The sequence below is a fragment of the Buttiauxella massiliensis genome, assembly GCF_902500225.1.
Lineage (GTDB): Bacteria > Pseudomonadota > Gammaproteobacteria > Enterobacterales > Enterobacteriaceae > Buttiauxella > Buttiauxella massiliensis.
In genome coordinates this window covers 92,349-106,902 of sequence record NZ_LR722657.1, presented here as the reverse complement: position 1 = coordinate 106,902, position 14,554 = coordinate 92,349, and the positions used below count along the sequence as shown (strand labels likewise).

Below are 14,554 nucleotides of genomic sequence, written 5' to 3'. Positions count from 1 at the left end.
TGTTTATTCCCTTAATAGTCAAATCAGGTCGCGCGGATCACGCGATTCCCGGCTTGGGCAAGATCTTCTGCCACTTTCATCATTTTGATCTGCGTTTCAAAACTGCGGTTCAGCGACAGACTGGAGATCATTTCGCTTATCGCGGAAACGTTGCTGCTTTCCAGATGTTTGCTGGCAAGCGAGATGTTTTCGCTACGCGGTTCCTCGCGGTTGTTGGTGACCAGAAAACCGTTGTTATCTTTGCTGAGCTGGCTGGTTGCCACGTCCACCAGCTTGATACGGTCAACATCCATCAGCGCGTTGATATCCCCGTCCTGCGGAACGATGGAAATGGTGCCGTCGTTAGCAATGGAAACCTGGGCAAACGGCGGCAGCACAATCGGCCCACCCTCGCCGATCACCGGCTGGCCGTTTATCGTCAGATCGCCATCCTCACTGACATCAATATGTCCGTTACGCGTGAACACTTCACGACCGCCCATTTGCAGCGCAATCAGCCCGTTACCGACAATACCGACATCCAGGTCACGCCCAGTTTCATCAAGCGATCCTGATGTCATATCCACGCCGCCGCTGGCGTTTTGCACCATATGACGAGAGTCATAGCCGCTACCCGCAACCTTCGTGGACATCGCTTTATCCAGGTCACCACGAAAGCCGCTGGTGTTGACGTTAGAGAGGTTATTAGCGTGAACCTGCTGCTGCTGCAGGCTGCGGCTGGCACCACTCATCGCGGTATAAATGAGATGATCCATTACACAGCCTGCATCAATGCGTTCATCATGTTGTCATTGGTGCTGATAACTTTGGTATTCGCCTGGTAGTTACGCTGCGCACTCATCAACCCCACCAGTTCTGAGGTCAAATCGACGTTGGACTCTTCCAGCGCATTGGATTTGATGTAACCCAAAAGGCCGCTGCCCGGAGCGCCAGTCAATGGTGAACCTGAGGAGCCGGTTTGTGCCCATGTGGTGCCATCTTGTGATTGTAGGCCGTTCGGGTTGGCAAAGTTGGCGATGATAAGCTGGCCCTGCAACATACGTTCGCCGTTAGAGAAGGTCGCATAAACGTTACCTTTCTCATCGACTTGCTGCCCGGTACACTCACCAGAGGCGTAGCCATCACCCTGGTTACGGCTGACGGAAAAGTCGGAGCCATATTGGGTGGTACCGGCGTAATTCAGTTTGATTTTGATCGGTGACGCGCCGGTAGGCGCAAACGTCAAATCTCTCGAGGTAGAATTGTTGGCGAAGTTCGCCATATTGCCGTTGGGACCAAAGTTTAAGGTTTCATCGCCAATGCTGTTGCCGTCCATGTAATAGTGGACGCCCCATTGGTTATCGGCAGTTTTAACAAAGTACTGCGTCAGGGTATGTTCCCGGCCTAACGAGTCAAAAACCTGCGTGGTGTAGGTGTTGTTGTAAGAAGTGTCGTCGGTGGGATCAAACGTCGTGGTTGGCATTTTCGCATTGGCGTCAAAGTTAGCCGTGAAGCTCGCACCAGATGTCGCTTTTGCCGGAATAGAACCGCTCATAATGCTCAGGTTACTGACTGTGCCCACCTGCAAATTCCCGTTGGCATCTACCGGGTAACCTTGCATGTTCATGCCCAGGTTATTCACCAGATTGCCGTCTTTATCCGTACCGAAATACCCGGCACGGGTGTAGGAAGTGGTGCCAGTGCTGTCACGAACGACAAAAAAGCCATTACCGGAAATCGCTAAATCCAGTGAGTTGCTGGAGCTAATGATATTGCCGCCACGGGTAATACTTTGCGTGACGCCAGTCACGCCCACGCCCAAAGGCTGAGACTGTGCATAAAGAGCAGCAAACTCCGCACGGCCGGACTTGTATCCTACCGTCCCGGTGTTGGCGATATTGTTACTGATAGCCCCAAGCTGCTGGCTAATAGCGTTAAGACCTGACGTTGCGATGCTAAAACTCATGATTTCATCCTGATTACAAAAGTTGTTACGTCCGACGCGTGCCGGAAGCCTGTCCACCAAATTGACTGATACTGCTGTACGGGACTTCTCCAAGTCCGGCGATTTTCAGCATCGTGACGCCGCCTTTTAATGGGATACGCACGTTGCTTACTGTGCCGCCAATTTCCATTGGAATGGACTTCTCAGCGGTATCGGTGACAGCACTCAGCGTGTATTTACCTTCCGGTAAACCCAGTTTTTTAGCATCTAGAGTAAAGTCCACCAGTCCGGCTTGTTGGCGGCCCAAATCAACCTTGTGCTCATTGCCGCTGGCGTCTTTAACATGCACCGTTACCGATGACGCGGGGTGTTCCAGCGTCAGGCGGCCATTAAGTACCGAGTCACCCTGCAATTCCACGCGGTCGGTTTGCACCATCACGTTCTGCCCCACCAGATTAGCGGTGGTGAGCGTCTGCAAGTTGTCCATCATGATGCTGCTGTTTTGCATCAGGCTGGCGACCTTCTCCATCGACTGCACCTGAGAAAGCTGTGCCAGTTGCCCGACATATTCCGTGCCATCAGTTGGATTGAGTGGGTCCTGGTTTTGCACCTGTGCCACCAGCAATTTCAGGAACATATCGTTCATGCCTGATGCCGATTGCCCATTAGCGGAAATAGAACTTCCGCTGGTATCCGTCGCGAAAGTGGAGGTATCCGTTACATTCATCAATTACACCTCACCAAGACGCAGCACACTTTGCTGCATGCTTTTGACATTGCTGAGAACTTCAGCGCTGGTTTCAAAACCGCGAGACGCCGACATCATGTCTGCCATCTCCTCCACCACGTTGATATCCGGGTAATAAACATAACCCTGGCTATTCGCCATCGGGTGATGCGGCTCGTAACGGGTAACAGCCTGGCCGGTTTCTACCACGTCCATGATCTGCACACGGGCACCTGCAAAGGCGTTGTTTCCGGCAAGTTGGCTGTTCTGGTAGACAGACGCAAAAACGGGGCGGCGTGCTTTGTACACCGTGTCCGCGCTTTCAGATGCAGCATCGGCGTTAGCCATGTTACTGGCGATGGTGTTCAGCCTGACGGTTTGCGCCGTCATCGCAGAACTAGAAATTCGATAAATGTCCGTAAAAGCCATACTTTCTTCCTGAACGAATTATTTGCCTTCGATGGCAGCCCGCAATCCCGAAAATTTCATCTTCAGAAACGTCAGGCTCATTTGGTAGTCCATGCTGTTCTTGGCGAATGCAGCCTGTTCTACATCCAGCGCCACCGTATTCCCATCCGCAGAGGGTTGATATGGCAGGCGATATTTCACCTCGGTTTGCGCCCCCGAAAACAACGACTGTTTTGAACGTTGCATCTGCGCGTCAAAATCAATATCTTTAGCCTTGAAATTAGGGGTATCCACGTTGGCAAGATTGGTGGATAACAGCTCTGCCCTGGTCAGTCTGAGCTGCAATGCCTGTGGATGTACGCCTAATGCCTTGTCAAAACTAATGCTCACTGTCACTCCTTACAGTCCTGCGTCCTCTGTACTCCTGGCACAGATTTCTCTCAGAGGAATCCTTTTAAAAGCAATTTACGTGCCAGGTTTATAAAGACATGATTTCAAAACAAATAGCATCTTCGCTCGCCCCAATGCGGAAAATCCTCTTCCCCCTGTTTTTTGCCGGGCTGAGTCTGGTATGCAGTGCAGCAAATGCCGCAGATGCGACTCATCAGCTCGATAAAATCGCCAGTAAAAGCGCGCAGGCAGAAGTCAAAGAGATGGCGCAAAATCAAGGCTGGGGGAAATATGACTTACAGCTTGAAACGGTGCTTCCCGCCGAAGCATCAACTCTGCCCGTATGTAAAAAAAATCTGCTGACAACGCCAACCGCCAGACGCACGTTGTACCGGCTTCGCTACGATGTCACATGCCCAGACGCACAAGGCTGGACGCAGACGGTGGCAGTTAAAACAGCGGTCAATCTGCCTATCGTTGTTGCCATGCAAACGCTGGACCGCGGGCGTGTGATTGATGCACAGGATGTGGTTCTGCGTGTTCAGGATATTGCGCCACTCAATACCCAGTTCTTTACCACGACAGAGGAAGCAATCGGCCAAACGGTCAAGCGCCGCATAACATCTGCGCAAATTGTGAATTCCGCTCAGTTAGAGCAGCCGATAATGGTGGAGCGTGGGCAAAGCGTGTTGATGGTGGCTCGCCAGAATGGAATCGAAGCCAGTACTTCGGGAGAAGCGATGAAACAGGGGCGTAAAGGGGATGTGATTCGAGTGAAGAACATCAGCAGCCAGCGCACCGTTGATGCAATAGTGGTATCGCCTGGTGTGGTGCATATTCTTGTTGCTACTCGATAACCGTCATTTTTTATTCAAGGATTAAAGTTTTCGAAGATTTCCGTCGCTTTATACTGACAGAAGAAAATCTTTGCAGCTGAACCTGGTTTACCTCGGGAGAGAAAAATGAAAATTAACCAAAACCACTACGCGCAAATCCAGCCAACGCAAAACAGCCAGGCCACCAAAGAATTAGGTGAAACGAAAGCGTCAGCCCCGCTTCGCAGCGCACCGATTGCATCCGTTGACCCTGTTTTGGGTGATGCTCAGAAAGCACTGCAAAACCTGCCGGAAGTAGATATGGACCGCGTAGCGGAAATGAAGCAAGCGATTAGCAATGGTCAGTTGCACGTCAATCTTGATGATTTGACGCTCTCTATTCAGAAATACTTTCAACGGTAATCAACATGATAACAACAGGCCAACGGATGACCGCTTTGTTGCAGGATATGGTGCAAGACAGGCTGCGCTATATCATGCTGAAGAATTTACTCGAAGAACAACGCACGTTGTTGCTGGAGCGCAATAGTGAGCAACTCAGCCGTGTGAATCAGGAATTGATGCAGATTTACCAGCAGCTTACTGATAGCGCAACGAGCCGCCAGCAGTCATTACAGACACTGGGTTTTAGCGCGGACAAAGCGGGGTTGCGGCAATTTATTCAACGGTTACCCGAGCAGCATCAGGGAAAAATCAGTGCGCTTTGGGAAGATTTACAACGCCACGCTCAGCTATGCCAACAATTAAATGAACGCAATGGCATGGTGTTGCATATGCAGCAGCAGGTTATGGAAAATGTGGTTAACGCAGGCCAGCCCGCAGACTGGCTCTACTGAGAAAATCAAGATCGTAAGCGTCGCATCCAGCTTTGGGTCGACATCGCATCTGTAGTTTTCTGATCTTTGCGCGCTTCTTCACTGGCGAATTTATCCTGCCGTTGCTCAAGCACCAGTTGATATCCGCGCTCACGGCGCGCTTCATGCAGTAAATTCTGTTGGATCTCCTGCATTTTCATATCCGCAAGCGTCTGCTCTTGCTTTTGCCAGTTGATAATACGTTGGATGTTTTTCTTATAATGCGCCTGATTGGTCATCATGGCGGCATGGGTATTTACCGCCCCCACGGGCACCACCGCCAGATTATTCAGCGCCTGGATATTGTTTTCATAACGCTGGCACAGCTGCTTTTGGGACGATAATTTTCCACTGAGATCTTTCACCGTGCGGGCGCGCATCTGTACCAGGTGTTCAAGCGTTCTGATGGTTCTTGGCATCCTTTACCTCTTTGTCACTCGATTTAACGCTGAACCAACGACTGTAAATCCTCGATGGTATTTTCAAGCGTCGCACCAAAGCCAACTTCCTGTTGTAAATAGTGGTGGATAGCAGGAGCCATCCCGACCGCACGATCCACCAGTGGGTCACTGCCTGCAACGTATCCCCCAAGCGGCAACATAGGTTTGATATTCATGTATTCGCCGTACAGTTGTTTTAAGGTACGCGCGGCGCGTTGGTGGTCGGTAGTGACGATCTGCGACATACAGCGACTGATCGACTGGGAAATATCGATAGCCGGATAGTGCCCGGCTTCCGCCAGATGCCTTGAAAGTACAATGTGCCCATCCAAAACTGCACGGGCGCAGTCGACGATCGGATCTTGTTGATCGTCACCTTCAGCCAACACGGTATAGATTGCCGTCATCGTGCCTTGCCCCTCACTGTTTCCGGCGCTTTCCACCAGTTTTGGGATCAGACCAAAAGCAGACGGTGGATAGCCTTTTGTGGCTGGAGGCTCACCGAGTGAGAGCGCAATTTCACGCTGGGCCATCGCATAACGCGTCAGGGAATCGACCAGCAGCAACACATCCAGACCGCGATCGCGATAGTAGCTGGCGATGGCGTGGCACAGTTCAGTCGCTTTCAGGCGCATCAGTGGTGATTCATCCGCCGGAGCAGCAACAACCACTGATTTTGCCAGCCCACTTTCACCCAGCGAATGTTCGATAAACTCTTTAACTTCGCGGCCACGCTCGCCAATCAACCCCACCACGACCACATCTGCGCGGGTGTAACGAGTGATCATGCCCAGCAGCACACTTTTGCCTACGCCACTGCCTGCCATCAGGCCAACACGCTGACCTTTACCGATGGTCAGCAGACCGTTGATAGCCCGCACACCCACATCAAGCGGTTCATCAACCGAGCGGCGGGTCAGTGGGTGAATTTGCGCAATATGGCGGGGTAACGGGGTATCACCCTGTAATTTACCTTTTTGATCCAGTGGTTCACCCAGGCCGTTGACCACACGCCCAAGCCATTGCATCCCCACCATCACCGATTCTTCTTTTTCGGCGGGGTAAACCTTGGCTCCGGCAATCAGGCCAACCGGGTGCTTAAACGGCATCAGGTGAGTAATTTCACGGTCGAAACCGACAACCTGAGCATCCATCATGCTGCCGTCGTGGCTTTCTATACGGCAATGCTGACCAATAGCCAGCACACAGCCGACGCATTCCAGCAGCAAACCATTGACCCGAACAAGGCGCCCCGCTACACGGGCGAGGTTAATATTCTCAATCGATTTGAGCGCTTGTTCGAAATCAATGTTATGCATCCTGCGTCTCCGGCAGGAGAGTATCTTTTAGCACGTCCATGCATTGTTCCAGGCGATGCTCGCAACCAATGTCCATTTCCGTGGTTTCGGTTACTACCCGGCACTCCCCCGGCTGCATGTGCGGATCGGCACACAGTCCCCACTCTTTCGAACGTTCAGGTTCCGCTTCGCTAATACGGCGATACTCTTCCGCATTCAGGCAAACTTTCAACTGTTCCGGCGTTTTGGCGAGGCTGCCGATGGCTTCTTCTACCAGGGTTAGCAGTTGCGTTGGGTGCAAAGTGAGTTCACAGCGAATCACCTGGCGGGTGACTTTTTCCACCAGTTGCAGCAACTCATTACGTCGCCGTGTTTCATAATCGGCCAGATACTGCTTAACCTGTTCGGTGACGCTATCTAATGGTTGGGATGCTTCAATAAACAGTTGCCGACCGGCAACTTTGCCTTCGTCGTGACCTTTGCGCATACCTTCGTCAAAGCCCAAACGCACACCTTCCTGATAACCTTCGCCGCGCCCTTCTTCCAGGCCCTGTTCAAACCCTTGCTTCATGCCTTCCTGAAAGCCATCAGCAAGCTGTTGTTGCAGACTGGCGTTATCGAGGAACGGCGCATTGAACCCGGCGTCGCCCAGCGCGCCATCGACAAGTTGGCGGTTGCGGTGTAGCGGCGGAAATTTATGCACTCTTGGCCGGGCGGTTGCCGCAAGAGGTTTGGCAAATAGCGATTTTGTTGGCTGGCTCATCCGTTACTCCATCGTCACTTCAGAGAAGAGACGAACCTGAATCTCACCCTCTTCTGCCAGTTCACGAACAGTTGCCATAATCTCTTTGCGCACCTGCTCAACACGGCTTGCTGGAACCGGGCCTAAACGGGTCCCGGTACTTTGTAATAACTGAACCTGGCGTTTTGGCATCGCGCTATAAATCGCCTGGCGCAGAACTGGCTCGGTGCCTTTTAGCGCAACCGCCCACTCTTCAAGCGGGATTTCATCTATCAGACGTTGCAGCACCGCAGGGGTCTGGCGGCTGAGAATGAAGAATTCGTACATTTGGTCTTTGAGTTCGTTAACCACGTCCTCATCGCGAATGCGCAACTGTTCTAGCAGTTCCTGCTGGTTAGTCGGAATGCGGTTGACGATGTCCGCCGCATGTTTAATCCCCACCAGTTTTGAACCGTGTTCAGACAACACCGCCACACCGCGTTCGATAATGCGATCCAGCTCGTCAATCACATCCCGGTTAACATCATCGAGCCGCGCAATACGATAGATAATTTCATCACGGCGCGACTCTTCAAGGCAGCTCAATACATTGGCCGCAACATCCGGTGGCAAGAACGCAAGGAAAACGGCTTGTAGCTGTAAGTGTTCCTGGTCAATCAGGCTTGCGAGCTGCGGCGTATCAACCCATTGCAGCCGCGCCATGCGGTAACGCACTTCATCGCCGTAGATGCCATTAATCACGCTACGGGAAATCTCACTACCCAGCGCTTTATCAAGAATGTTCTTCAGATAGTTACGGGAAGCGCCATTAATACCGCTCTGCTCCCGGTAATCCTGGAAGAAGTTATTCATCGCATTCCGGGCATGCGTCACTTTGATGCCGTGTAAACGCGCCATCGTTTCACTGACGCGAACCACTTCTTCACGGCTCAGTTTCGCCATCACTGTCGCAGCGGCTTCTTCGCCAATACTGAGCAGCAAAATAGCCGCTTGCTCCAGACGGCTGCGCCCATTATTGGCTGCGCTCGCCGGTGTGCGATTAGTCTTGTTTGTTTGCGGTTGCGGCTGCGCTATTTCGCTCATTGCTATTTATCCATTGTTTTAACACTTCAGCCACGCGCTCGGTTTCGCCTTGCGCTAGCGTCTGTAAGAATTCCACTTTCGTCTCAAGCCCTGAACTTTGCGGCGGGAGATTATCCTCAACCTGGAAGGAGGACTTCGGCAACGCCTGTACCAGTGATTCTTCGTCGCTTGAGGTTTCGCCTTCCAACAGCACACCGCTGTTTTCATCCTGCAAGTTGGCAACCTGCTGCTGCGAATTTGGCGTAAAGCGTCGCGCCAGTGGGCGAACTCCAAGCAGCAGTAGCAGTAAAGCAAGGAACCCAATACCGCCCATCTGCCCCCAATCGCGAATATCCGGATCCTGCCACCATTTCATTGATGGGATATCCAGGGAACCCGCTGGCGTGAAGACCAGGCGGTCGAGGGTCAGTGAATCCCCGCGTTGCTTGTCTACCCCGGCCGCATCTTCAATAAGCTTATTGAGCGCGGTGAATTGTTCCGGCGTCCATTTCTCCAGTGCGGGTGCCGACTGATTCAACACCACGGCAATGGACATTTTTTCGAGTTTGTAGACCGGATGTTTGATATGGCGTACATCGCGGTCATAGGCATATTTACGCTGAGTCTGGCTGCGACTCGAGAGTGCTTGAGGATTAGTGGTTGCGGGTGTGGCGGGTGTTGTCGCTGCCGCAGCAGTGGCCGGTGGTTGTGCAGGTGCCGCCGCGGGTGCACGGTTACTCAATGAACCAGGAATGCCCATCGCTAACTCATCGGTGGCGTTTTCCTGGTTAATACTTTCGTCGCTGATTCGTGGGTCGCCCGCATAACGTTCTTGCGTCTCTTCGATTGCGCTGAAATCAACTTGCGGCACGACACTAGTACGGAAATTCCCCTGCCCAACGATAGAGTTGAGCAAATTGGCGATGTTCTTTTCGGTTTCACTTTTGATCTGCTGGCTGATGTCACGAACTTTGGTGATACCTGCCATCTGGCCGTTATCAGTTTCGATACCTTCAGAGAGAAGATTACCGGTTTGATCCACAACCCGCACCTGCCCTGCGTTTAAGCCAGGAACGCTGCCAGCCACCAGTTGCACAATCGATGCCACTTGCTGGTCGTTAAGATGCTGCCCCGCACGTAAACGCACCATCACGGACGCGCTGCTTTGCGGTTGGTTAGTGAGTACAAACGAACTGGACTCCATCAATCCCAAATGCACTCGCGCAGCCTCTACCGGGTCAAGCCCCATAATGCTTTGTGCCAGTTCACCTTCAATACTGCGCTTATAACGGACGTTCTGAATAAACTGGCTGCTGCCAAGCAATTCGTCTTTATCCATTAATTCGTAGCCGCCAGGCATAATGGCCGTCACACCCTGTTCCGCCAGCGCCATACGTGCTTTTGCCAGTTTACTGCTGTCGACCATAATGATGCCGCTGGCAGGGTCGATACGGTAATCAATGGTCTGGCTACCCAGAACATCAACAACCTGCTTCACCGGCACGTTTTCCTGGGAGCCAAACAGCGCCACATAATTGTGGTTGGTCATCCACAGAGATGTGACGATAGCGCTGGCGAGCATCAAGCCCGCAGCAGCCAGCAGCATGTTTTTTTTGTTTCCCGTGAGCCCATGTTCAAAGGTCATCGGGAATCTTTGTTTTATTTTATCTATCACATCAAAACCTTACACAGCCATATTCATGACTTCGTCGAGGGCAGATGTGAGCTTATTGCGCACCTGCACCATCGCCGAAAACGCGACACTGGCTTTTTGGCTTTCGACCATTGCGCCCGTCAAATCGTCGCTGATACCTGTTTCCACGGCTATCTGTTGCGCGGCCGCACTGTGCTGTATGGCATCCACACGATTTACGGCTTCGTTCATCATTTGGCTGAACGAACCCGCGGATGAGCCAGAGAGGGAAGAGGCAGAAAATTCACCGCCGATATGCTGCGCTGGAGCAATAATGCCTTGTGAAGTAGTGAGCATGTTTTGCTGCATTCGTTGCAGCATTGCCTGCTGCGCGGATGAGAAAGCAACCAACTGAATTTTATCCATTTATTATTTCTTCCTGTGAAGCTTAGAACCCAGTCAGGCGTAAATTCCATCGCCACGCATGGTTGCCAGGCGATAACGTAATGCACGCGGTGTAATGCCCAGTGACTGCGCTGTACGTGATTTATTGCCGTTGTGTTGTTTAAGTAAATCAATAATGTACTGATATTCCGCCAACCGTCCGTGGACTTTCACACCACGAATCGCGTCACAAACTGGAGTGACTAAAGTCGGGCTACCGCTACCCCATGTGTTATTTGCACGGGTATTTTCGTGCGATACAGGCAATGACAAGTCCTGTGCCTGAATCACGTCACTGGTGCTCAGAATCAATCCGCGTTGAATAACGTTTTCCAACTCGCGAATATTTCCTGGCCATGAATATTTTAATAACGCAAAGCGTGCATCATCACTGAGTTTTTTATTTTGTAGATGTCTCGACTGATATTTCTTGATGAAATTCAATGCCAACGGAATGATATCTTCTGGTCTTTCACGCAGAGGAGAAACATGAATAGGAACCACAGCCAAACGATAATACAGATCCTGGCGAAAGCGCCCTTCAGCAATTTCAGTGGGTAAATCTTTATTTGTAGAAGCGATGACACGAATATCGAGGGGGATCTTTTTATGGCTTCCCAGGCGCTCTACTTCCTGCTCCTGCAAAACCCGTAATAATTTAGCTTGCAGACTCAGAGGCATATCGCCAATTTCATCAAGCAATAGTACGCCATTATTTGCCAGTTCAAACTTCCCCGGCATGCTACTGAGCGCCCCCGTAAAAGCACCTTTTACGTGACCAAATAAAATGGATTCAAGCATCGTCTCAGGAATTGCCGCACAATTTACCGCAACATACGGAGCATTCATACCCACGCTGTAATGATGGATGGTACGTGCGATACATTCTTTACCGGTTCCTGTTTCACCGGTAATAATGGTTGCAACATTAAATTCGGCTACTCTTTTTGCCAAATTAAAAGCATTTACACTGGCAGGCGCATGAGCAATAAACCCGTGGCTGTTTGCAATGCTATCCTGAGTTAAACTATCCATATCTAAATCCACAAGTATCTCATCGCATTAATGGGAGTCTAAATGACTAGCTAACCATCCCGGTCAATAATGCGTAGGCTCTCAATAAAAGTTGGTTTCAAAACCCTAATAAGAATTTTCCCAGCAGAAGTATACCTAAGTGCCGACGCTTGTCCCCTCATTAACCCCCATTAAAGAACAATTAACAGAAACAAAAATAAAATCATTTAAAATCAATATCTTATAGATTAATTAATGCAGATTAATTAACAAGAAACTTAAATAATTAATGTATTAATGAGCTGCTAACACTTGAACTAAACATGTACAAACGACATACTTTACGCCCGTAATATATTGCTGCATACGTAACCTGCAACACGTCAAAAAAATAATCATCACGCATCGTGGTTATTGATTTACTCGTCAGCACAACGCCGCATATTAAAGAAGCGTTAACGTAAGCACACTGAATGATAATGGACACATCATGCAGAATGCATCGCATAGAACTCGTGTTTATCAGGCTTCTGATTGTCCTGAACTCACGCGACTGGATGTCAGTAAACTTGGCAGGGCCTATCACAAGATACCCAAAATAATCAGCGCTAAATTTGACAGCATCGAAGCCAGGTTAGGTATTTTCTTTTTAAAAAAATATCGCCTCAATGCTCTACTGAGCAACCTGACATTTGATATTGATTATCATTGCAAAAATGCACAAATATTCTCAACAGCTTATGGAAGTATTGGCTTCGATATTAATCGTAAGTTTTTACTGAGCATTTTGCATACCTATTACGGACTGAGCAAAGAAGGCAACACCGTCTCTTTAGATCTCACCCAATCGGTTACCAAAACTGAAGACCGGTTAAAAATAAAACTTGGCCAGGAGCTTTTGCAGCTCACCATGGTCAAGGAAGTATTAAATGAAACGCTTGAACTGAAGAATGATTACACCTCGATTATTCATCAATGGCCTTATTCGGTTCGGTTCTGGCTTGAAGGTTATGATGAATATTGCTTTTCTATTTTGCTGGATGCGCATCACGTTGATTTACTTCTTGCCACTTCACGTGCAGATGGCGAAAGCAGTGAGCCACAGGCTAAGAATCTCTCTTCTGAACAAATAGAACATATGTTTACCAATATGCCGCTGACCCTTACCGGTCGCCTGGTATCCATTAATCTTACCGTTGCCCAACTATTAAATATTGGACCGGGTGACATCATTCCCGTTTCCTTAAATGAACCGTTACCGGTTTTTATTGAAAATGAACAGATTTTTAGCTCAGTCGTCGCGGAAGAACGAGGACGGTTATATCTTTCTGAATTTAATGATAAAACTCCAGAGATGAAGTATGAGTGATCAAAATGACCTGTCCATTGATTTTAATCTGGACGAAATCGACCTGCCGGAAACTGCCGGGCATGACGCAGATATTTCCGCCGCGAAATCTGTGGAGAAGACTGCAACGGAAAGCCGTAGTGAACAACTACGTAAAATGGCGCTGTTCAGCCGTATTCCGGTAAACCTGACACTTGAAGTTGCTTCGGTGAGTATTTCATTGGCTGAGCTGATGACAATCAGCAACGACAGCGTGATTGAGCTGGATAAGATGGCGGGTGAACCGCTGGATTTAAAGGTGAATGGCATTCAGTTCGGTAAAGCCGAAGTGGTAGTGCTTAATGATAAATACGGCCTGCGTATCATCGAATTTAGCAACCACGATCTAGGCAAACTGACGCAATGAGTCGCAATTTTCGCAGCACTGGCCTGGGTTTATTATTGTTAACCGGGCTGCTTATTTCGCCTCACCTGTTAGCCGCGAACGGGGATATTACCCTGCTCAGCACCACCAGCAACGGCAGCGGCCAGGATTACAGCGTTAAGGTTGAAATTCTGATTCTGATGACCCTGCTCGGCTTTTTGCCGATCATGGTGCTGATGATGACCTGCTTCACACGCTTTATTATTGTGCTGGCGATTTTGCGCCAGGCACTTGGCTTACAACAAAGCCCACCGAATAAAATTCTGACGGGGATCGCGCTCGCATTAACCATGCTGGTAATGCGCCCGGTTTGGACCACAGTTTACGACCAGGCCATTGTTCCCTATCAGAATGATGCTATTTCGCTTAAAGAGGCACTGACCACCGCCGAGCTACCGCTTAAGAAATATATGCTGGCGCAAACCAGTAAAACCTCGATGGCGCAAATCATGTCGATTGCGGGTGAGAAAGGCGATCCGATGGAAATGGATCTCAGTATCGTGGTACCGGCTTTCGTGCTGAGCGAGCTGAAAACTGCCTTCCAGATTGGCTTTATGATTTACATCCCATTCCTGATTATCGACCTGATTGTCGCCAGTATTTTGATGGCGATGGGGATGATGATGCTGTCACCGCTGATTGTTTCCTTGCCATTTAAGCTGATGCTGTTTGTGCTTTGCGACGGCTGGAACTTGATTGTCAGCACGCTGACCACCAGCGTACAAGGGGTTTCAGGATGATGACCATGGACACCGCCGGGGAGATTATGTCCGGTGCCATCTTGCTGGTGCTGATTATTTCTGTGGTAGCGATTGTTCCCAGCCTCCTCGTTGGCCTGGTGGTCAGTATCTTCCAGGCGACCACGCAGATTAACGAACAAACCCTCAGCTTTTTGCCGCGCCTGGTTGTTACATTGCTGGTTCTGGTGGTAGCGGGGAAATGGATGCTGATTAAACTGTCTGATTTCACCATTGAAATTTTCCATCAGGCTGCACGGTTGGTTGGCTAAA

19 protein-coding genes are annotated in these 14,554 nt (G+C 50.0%); 7 read left to right on the top strand and 12 right to left on the bottom strand.

The window, feature by feature from the left end; all coding sequences use genetic code 11:
• Window positions 1–23: 23 nt before the first annotated feature.
• From GC128_RS15780 to GC128_RS15760, 5 genes are read right to left on the bottom strand one after another with little or no spacing between them, the layout of a single operon-like run.
• Window positions 24–755: a flagellar basal body rod protein FlgF gene (locus tag GC128_RS15780; protein WP_151995111.1), complete on the bottom strand. Its 732-nt coding sequence runs from the start codon at window positions 753–755 to the stop codon at window positions 24–26.
• Window positions 755–1,945: a flagellar hook protein FlgE gene (gene flgE, locus GC128_RS15775; RefSeq protein WP_151995110.1), complete on the bottom strand. Its 1,191-nt coding sequence runs from the start codon at window positions 1,943–1,945 to the stop codon at window positions 755–757. Before flgE ends, GC128_RS15780 begins: the two co-directional genes overlap by 1 nt.
• Before the next feature lie 25 nt (window positions 1,946–1,970).
• The gene (gene flgD / locus GC128_RS15770; RefSeq protein ID WP_151995109.1) at window positions 1,971–2,651 is read right to left on the bottom strand and encodes a flagellar hook assembly protein FlgD; all 681 of its coding nucleotides are present in this window, start codon (window positions 2,649–2,651) and stop codon (window positions 1,971–1,973) included.
• Window positions 2,652–2,654: 3 nt separating this feature from the next.
• Window positions 2,655–3,080: a flagellar basal body rod protein FlgC gene (gene flgC / locus GC128_RS15765; protein WP_151995108.1), complete on the bottom strand. Its 426-nt coding sequence runs from the start codon at window positions 3,078–3,080 to the stop codon at window positions 2,655–2,657.
• Window positions 3,081–3,098: 18 nt separating this feature from the next.
• The gene (locus GC128_RS15760; protein ID WP_151995107.1) at window positions 3,099–3,449 is read right to left on the bottom strand and encodes a flagellar basal body protein; all 351 of its coding nucleotides are present in this window, start codon (window positions 3,447–3,449) and stop codon (window positions 3,099–3,101) included.
• Between the two features lie 98 nt (window positions 3,450–3,547).
• Between GC128_RS15760 and flgA the strand changes: the two genes are divergently transcribed.
• The 3 genes from flgA to flgN all read left to right on the top strand — a co-directional run bounded on the left by flgA (window position 3,548) and on the right by flgN (window position 5,121).
• Window positions 3,548–4,306, top strand: a complete 759-nt coding sequence (gene flgA / locus GC128_RS15755; protein ID WP_151995106.1) for a flagellar basal body P-ring formation chaperone FlgA — start codon at window positions 3,548–3,550, stop codon at window positions 4,304–4,306.
• A gap of 105 nt (window positions 4,307–4,411) precedes the next feature.
• Window positions 4,412–4,687: a flagellar biosynthesis anti-sigma factor FlgM gene (flgM, locus tag GC128_RS15750; protein ID WP_151995105.1), complete on the top strand. Its 276-nt coding sequence runs from the start codon at window positions 4,412–4,414 to the stop codon at window positions 4,685–4,687.
• 5 nt (window positions 4,688–4,692) lie between these two features.
• The gene (gene flgN / locus GC128_RS15745) at window positions 4,693–5,121 is read left to right on the top strand and encodes a flagellar protein FlgN (RefSeq protein ID WP_151995104.1); all 429 of its coding nucleotides are present in this window, start codon (window positions 4,693–4,695) and stop codon (window positions 5,119–5,121) included.
• A gap of 5 nt (window positions 5,122–5,126) precedes the next feature.
• On the opposite strand, the gene fliJ is transcribed toward flgN, so the two are convergent.
• From fliJ to GC128_RS15710, 7 genes are read right to left on the bottom strand one after another with little or no spacing between them, the layout of a single operon-like run.
• On the bottom strand, window positions 5,127–5,558 hold the full coding sequence (fliJ, locus tag GC128_RS15740) for a flagellar export protein FliJ (protein WP_151995103.1): 432 nt from the start codon (window positions 5,556–5,558) through the stop codon (window positions 5,127–5,129).
• Between the two features lie 23 nt (window positions 5,559–5,581).
• Window positions 5,582–6,898 (bottom strand): flagellar protein export ATPase FliI, encoded by a 1,317-nt coding sequence (gene fliI / locus GC128_RS15735; RefSeq protein ID WP_134184316.1) that lies wholly within the window; start codon window positions 6,896–6,898, stop codon window positions 5,582–5,584.
• Window positions 6,891–7,640, bottom strand: coding sequence for a flagellar assembly protein FliH (fliH, locus tag GC128_RS15730; protein WP_151995102.1), 750 nt, complete (start codon window positions 7,638–7,640; stop codon window positions 6,891–6,893). The genes fliI and fliH overlap by 8 nt, the downstream gene beginning before the upstream one ends.
• 3 nt (window positions 7,641–7,643) lie before the next feature.
• Complete coding sequence (locus GC128_RS15725; protein WP_151995101.1) at window positions 7,644–8,702, bottom strand: flagellar motor switch protein FliG; 1,059 nt, start codon at window positions 8,700–8,702, stop codon at window positions 7,644–7,646.
• On the bottom strand, window positions 8,659–10,356 hold the full coding sequence (gene fliF / locus GC128_RS15720) for a flagellar basal-body MS-ring/collar protein FliF (protein WP_151995100.1): 1,698 nt from the start codon (window positions 10,354–10,356) through the stop codon (window positions 8,659–8,661). The genes GC128_RS15725 and fliF overlap by 44 nt, the downstream gene beginning before the upstream one ends.
• A 9-nt stretch (window positions 10,357–10,365) precedes the next feature.
• Window positions 10,366–10,740, bottom strand: a complete 375-nt coding sequence (locus tag GC128_RS15715) for a flagellar hook-basal body complex protein FliE (protein WP_151995099.1) — start codon at window positions 10,738–10,740, stop codon at window positions 10,366–10,368.
• A 33-nt stretch (window positions 10,741–10,773) separates the two neighbouring features.
• A complete protein-coding gene (locus GC128_RS15710) occupies window positions 10,774–11,793 on the bottom strand; it encodes a sigma-54 interaction domain-containing protein (RefSeq protein WP_151995098.1) in 1,020 nt (339 codons plus the stop codon).
• 469 nt (window positions 11,794–12,262) lie between these two features.
• On the opposite strand from GC128_RS15710, the gene GC128_RS15705 reads away from it, so the two are divergent.
• Genes GC128_RS15705 through fliQ form a run of 4 tightly spaced genes read left to right on the top strand, consistent with a single transcriptional unit; the run spans window position 12,263 to window position 14,553 of the window.
• On the top strand, window positions 12,263–13,141 hold the full coding sequence (locus GC128_RS15705) for a flagellar motor switch protein FliM (protein WP_151995097.1): 879 nt from the start codon (window positions 12,263–12,265) through the stop codon (window positions 13,139–13,141).
• The gene (locus tag GC128_RS15700) at window positions 13,134–13,526 is read left to right on the top strand and encodes a FliM/FliN family flagellar motor switch protein (protein ID WP_151995096.1); all 393 of its coding nucleotides are present in this window, start codon (window positions 13,134–13,136) and stop codon (window positions 13,524–13,526) included. Before GC128_RS15705 ends, GC128_RS15700 begins: the two co-directional genes overlap by 8 nt.
• Window positions 13,523–14,284, top strand: a complete 762-nt coding sequence (gene fliP / locus GC128_RS15695) for a flagellar type III secretion system pore protein FliP (RefSeq protein ID WP_151995095.1) — start codon at window positions 13,523–13,525, stop codon at window positions 14,282–14,284. Before GC128_RS15700 ends, fliP begins: the two co-directional genes overlap by 4 nt.
• Entirely contained in the window at window positions 14,281–14,553 is a 273-nt protein-coding gene (fliQ, locus tag GC128_RS15690; protein WP_166671967.1) for a flagellar biosynthesis protein FliQ, read from the top strand. The genes fliP and fliQ overlap by 4 nt, the downstream gene beginning before the upstream one ends.
• The last annotated feature ends 1 nt before the right edge of the window (window position 14,554 follow it).

What these genes read in the sequence shown, in the direction of transcription:
- flgC (WP_151995108.1), bottom strand. Translation starts at nt 3,080, where the DNA reads ATGGCTTTTACGGACATTTATCGAATTTCTAGTTCTGCGATGACGGCG.
- fliP (WP_151995095.1), top strand. Translation starts at nt 13,523, where the DNA reads ATGAGTCGCAATTTTCGCAGCACTGGCCTGGGTTTATTATTGTTAACC.
- GC128_RS15780 (WP_151995111.1), bottom strand. Translation starts at nt 755, where the DNA reads ATGGATCATCTCATTTATACCGCGATGAGTGGTGCCAGCCGCAGCCTG.
- fliH (WP_151995102.1), bottom strand. Translation starts at nt 7,640, where the DNA reads ATGAGCCAGCCAACAAAATCGCTATTTGCCAAACCTCTTGCGGCAACC.
- flgD (WP_151995109.1), bottom strand. Translation starts at nt 2,651, where the DNA reads ATGAATGTAACGGATACCTCCACTTTCGCGACGGATACCAGCGGAAGT.
- flgE (WP_151995110.1), bottom strand. Translation starts at nt 1,945, where the DNA reads ATGAGTTTTAGCATCGCAACGTCAGGTCTTAACGCTATTAGCCAGCAG.
- GC128_RS15705 (WP_151995097.1), top strand. Translation starts at nt 12,263, where the DNA reads ATGCAGAATGCATCGCATAGAACTCGTGTTTATCAGGCTTCTGATTGT.
- GC128_RS15710 (WP_151995098.1), bottom strand. Translation starts at nt 11,793, where the DNA reads ATGGATAGTTTAACTCAGGATAGCATTGCAAACAGCCACGGGTTTATT.
- GC128_RS15700 (WP_151995096.1), top strand. Translation starts at nt 13,134, where the DNA reads ATGAGTGATCAAAATGACCTGTCCATTGATTTTAATCTGGACGAAATC.
- fliJ (WP_151995103.1), bottom strand. Translation starts at nt 5,558, where the DNA reads ATGCCAAGAACCATCAGAACGCTTGAACACCTGGTACAGATGCGCGCC.
- flgN (WP_151995104.1), top strand. Translation starts at nt 4,693, where the DNA reads ATGATAACAACAGGCCAACGGATGACCGCTTTGTTGCAGGATATGGTG.
- flgM (WP_151995105.1), top strand. Translation starts at nt 4,412, where the DNA reads ATGAAAATTAACCAAAACCACTACGCGCAAATCCAGCCAACGCAAAAC.
- fliI (WP_134184316.1), bottom strand. Translation starts at nt 6,898, where the DNA reads ATGCATAACATTGATTTCGAACAAGCGCTCAAATCGATTGAGAATATT.
- fliQ (WP_166671967.1), top strand. Translation starts at nt 14,281, where the DNA reads ATGATGACCATGGACACCGCCGGGGAGATTATGTCCGGTGCCATCTTG.
- GC128_RS15725 (WP_151995101.1), bottom strand. Translation starts at nt 8,702, where the DNA reads ATGAGCGAAATAGCGCAGCCGCAACCGCAAACAAACAAGACTAATCGC.
- GC128_RS15715 (WP_151995099.1), bottom strand. Translation starts at nt 10,740, where the DNA reads ATGGATAAAATTCAGTTGGTTGCTTTCTCATCCGCGCAGCAGGCAATG.
- flgA (WP_151995106.1), top strand. Translation starts at nt 3,548, where the DNA reads ATGATTTCAAAACAAATAGCATCTTCGCTCGCCCCAATGCGGAAAATC.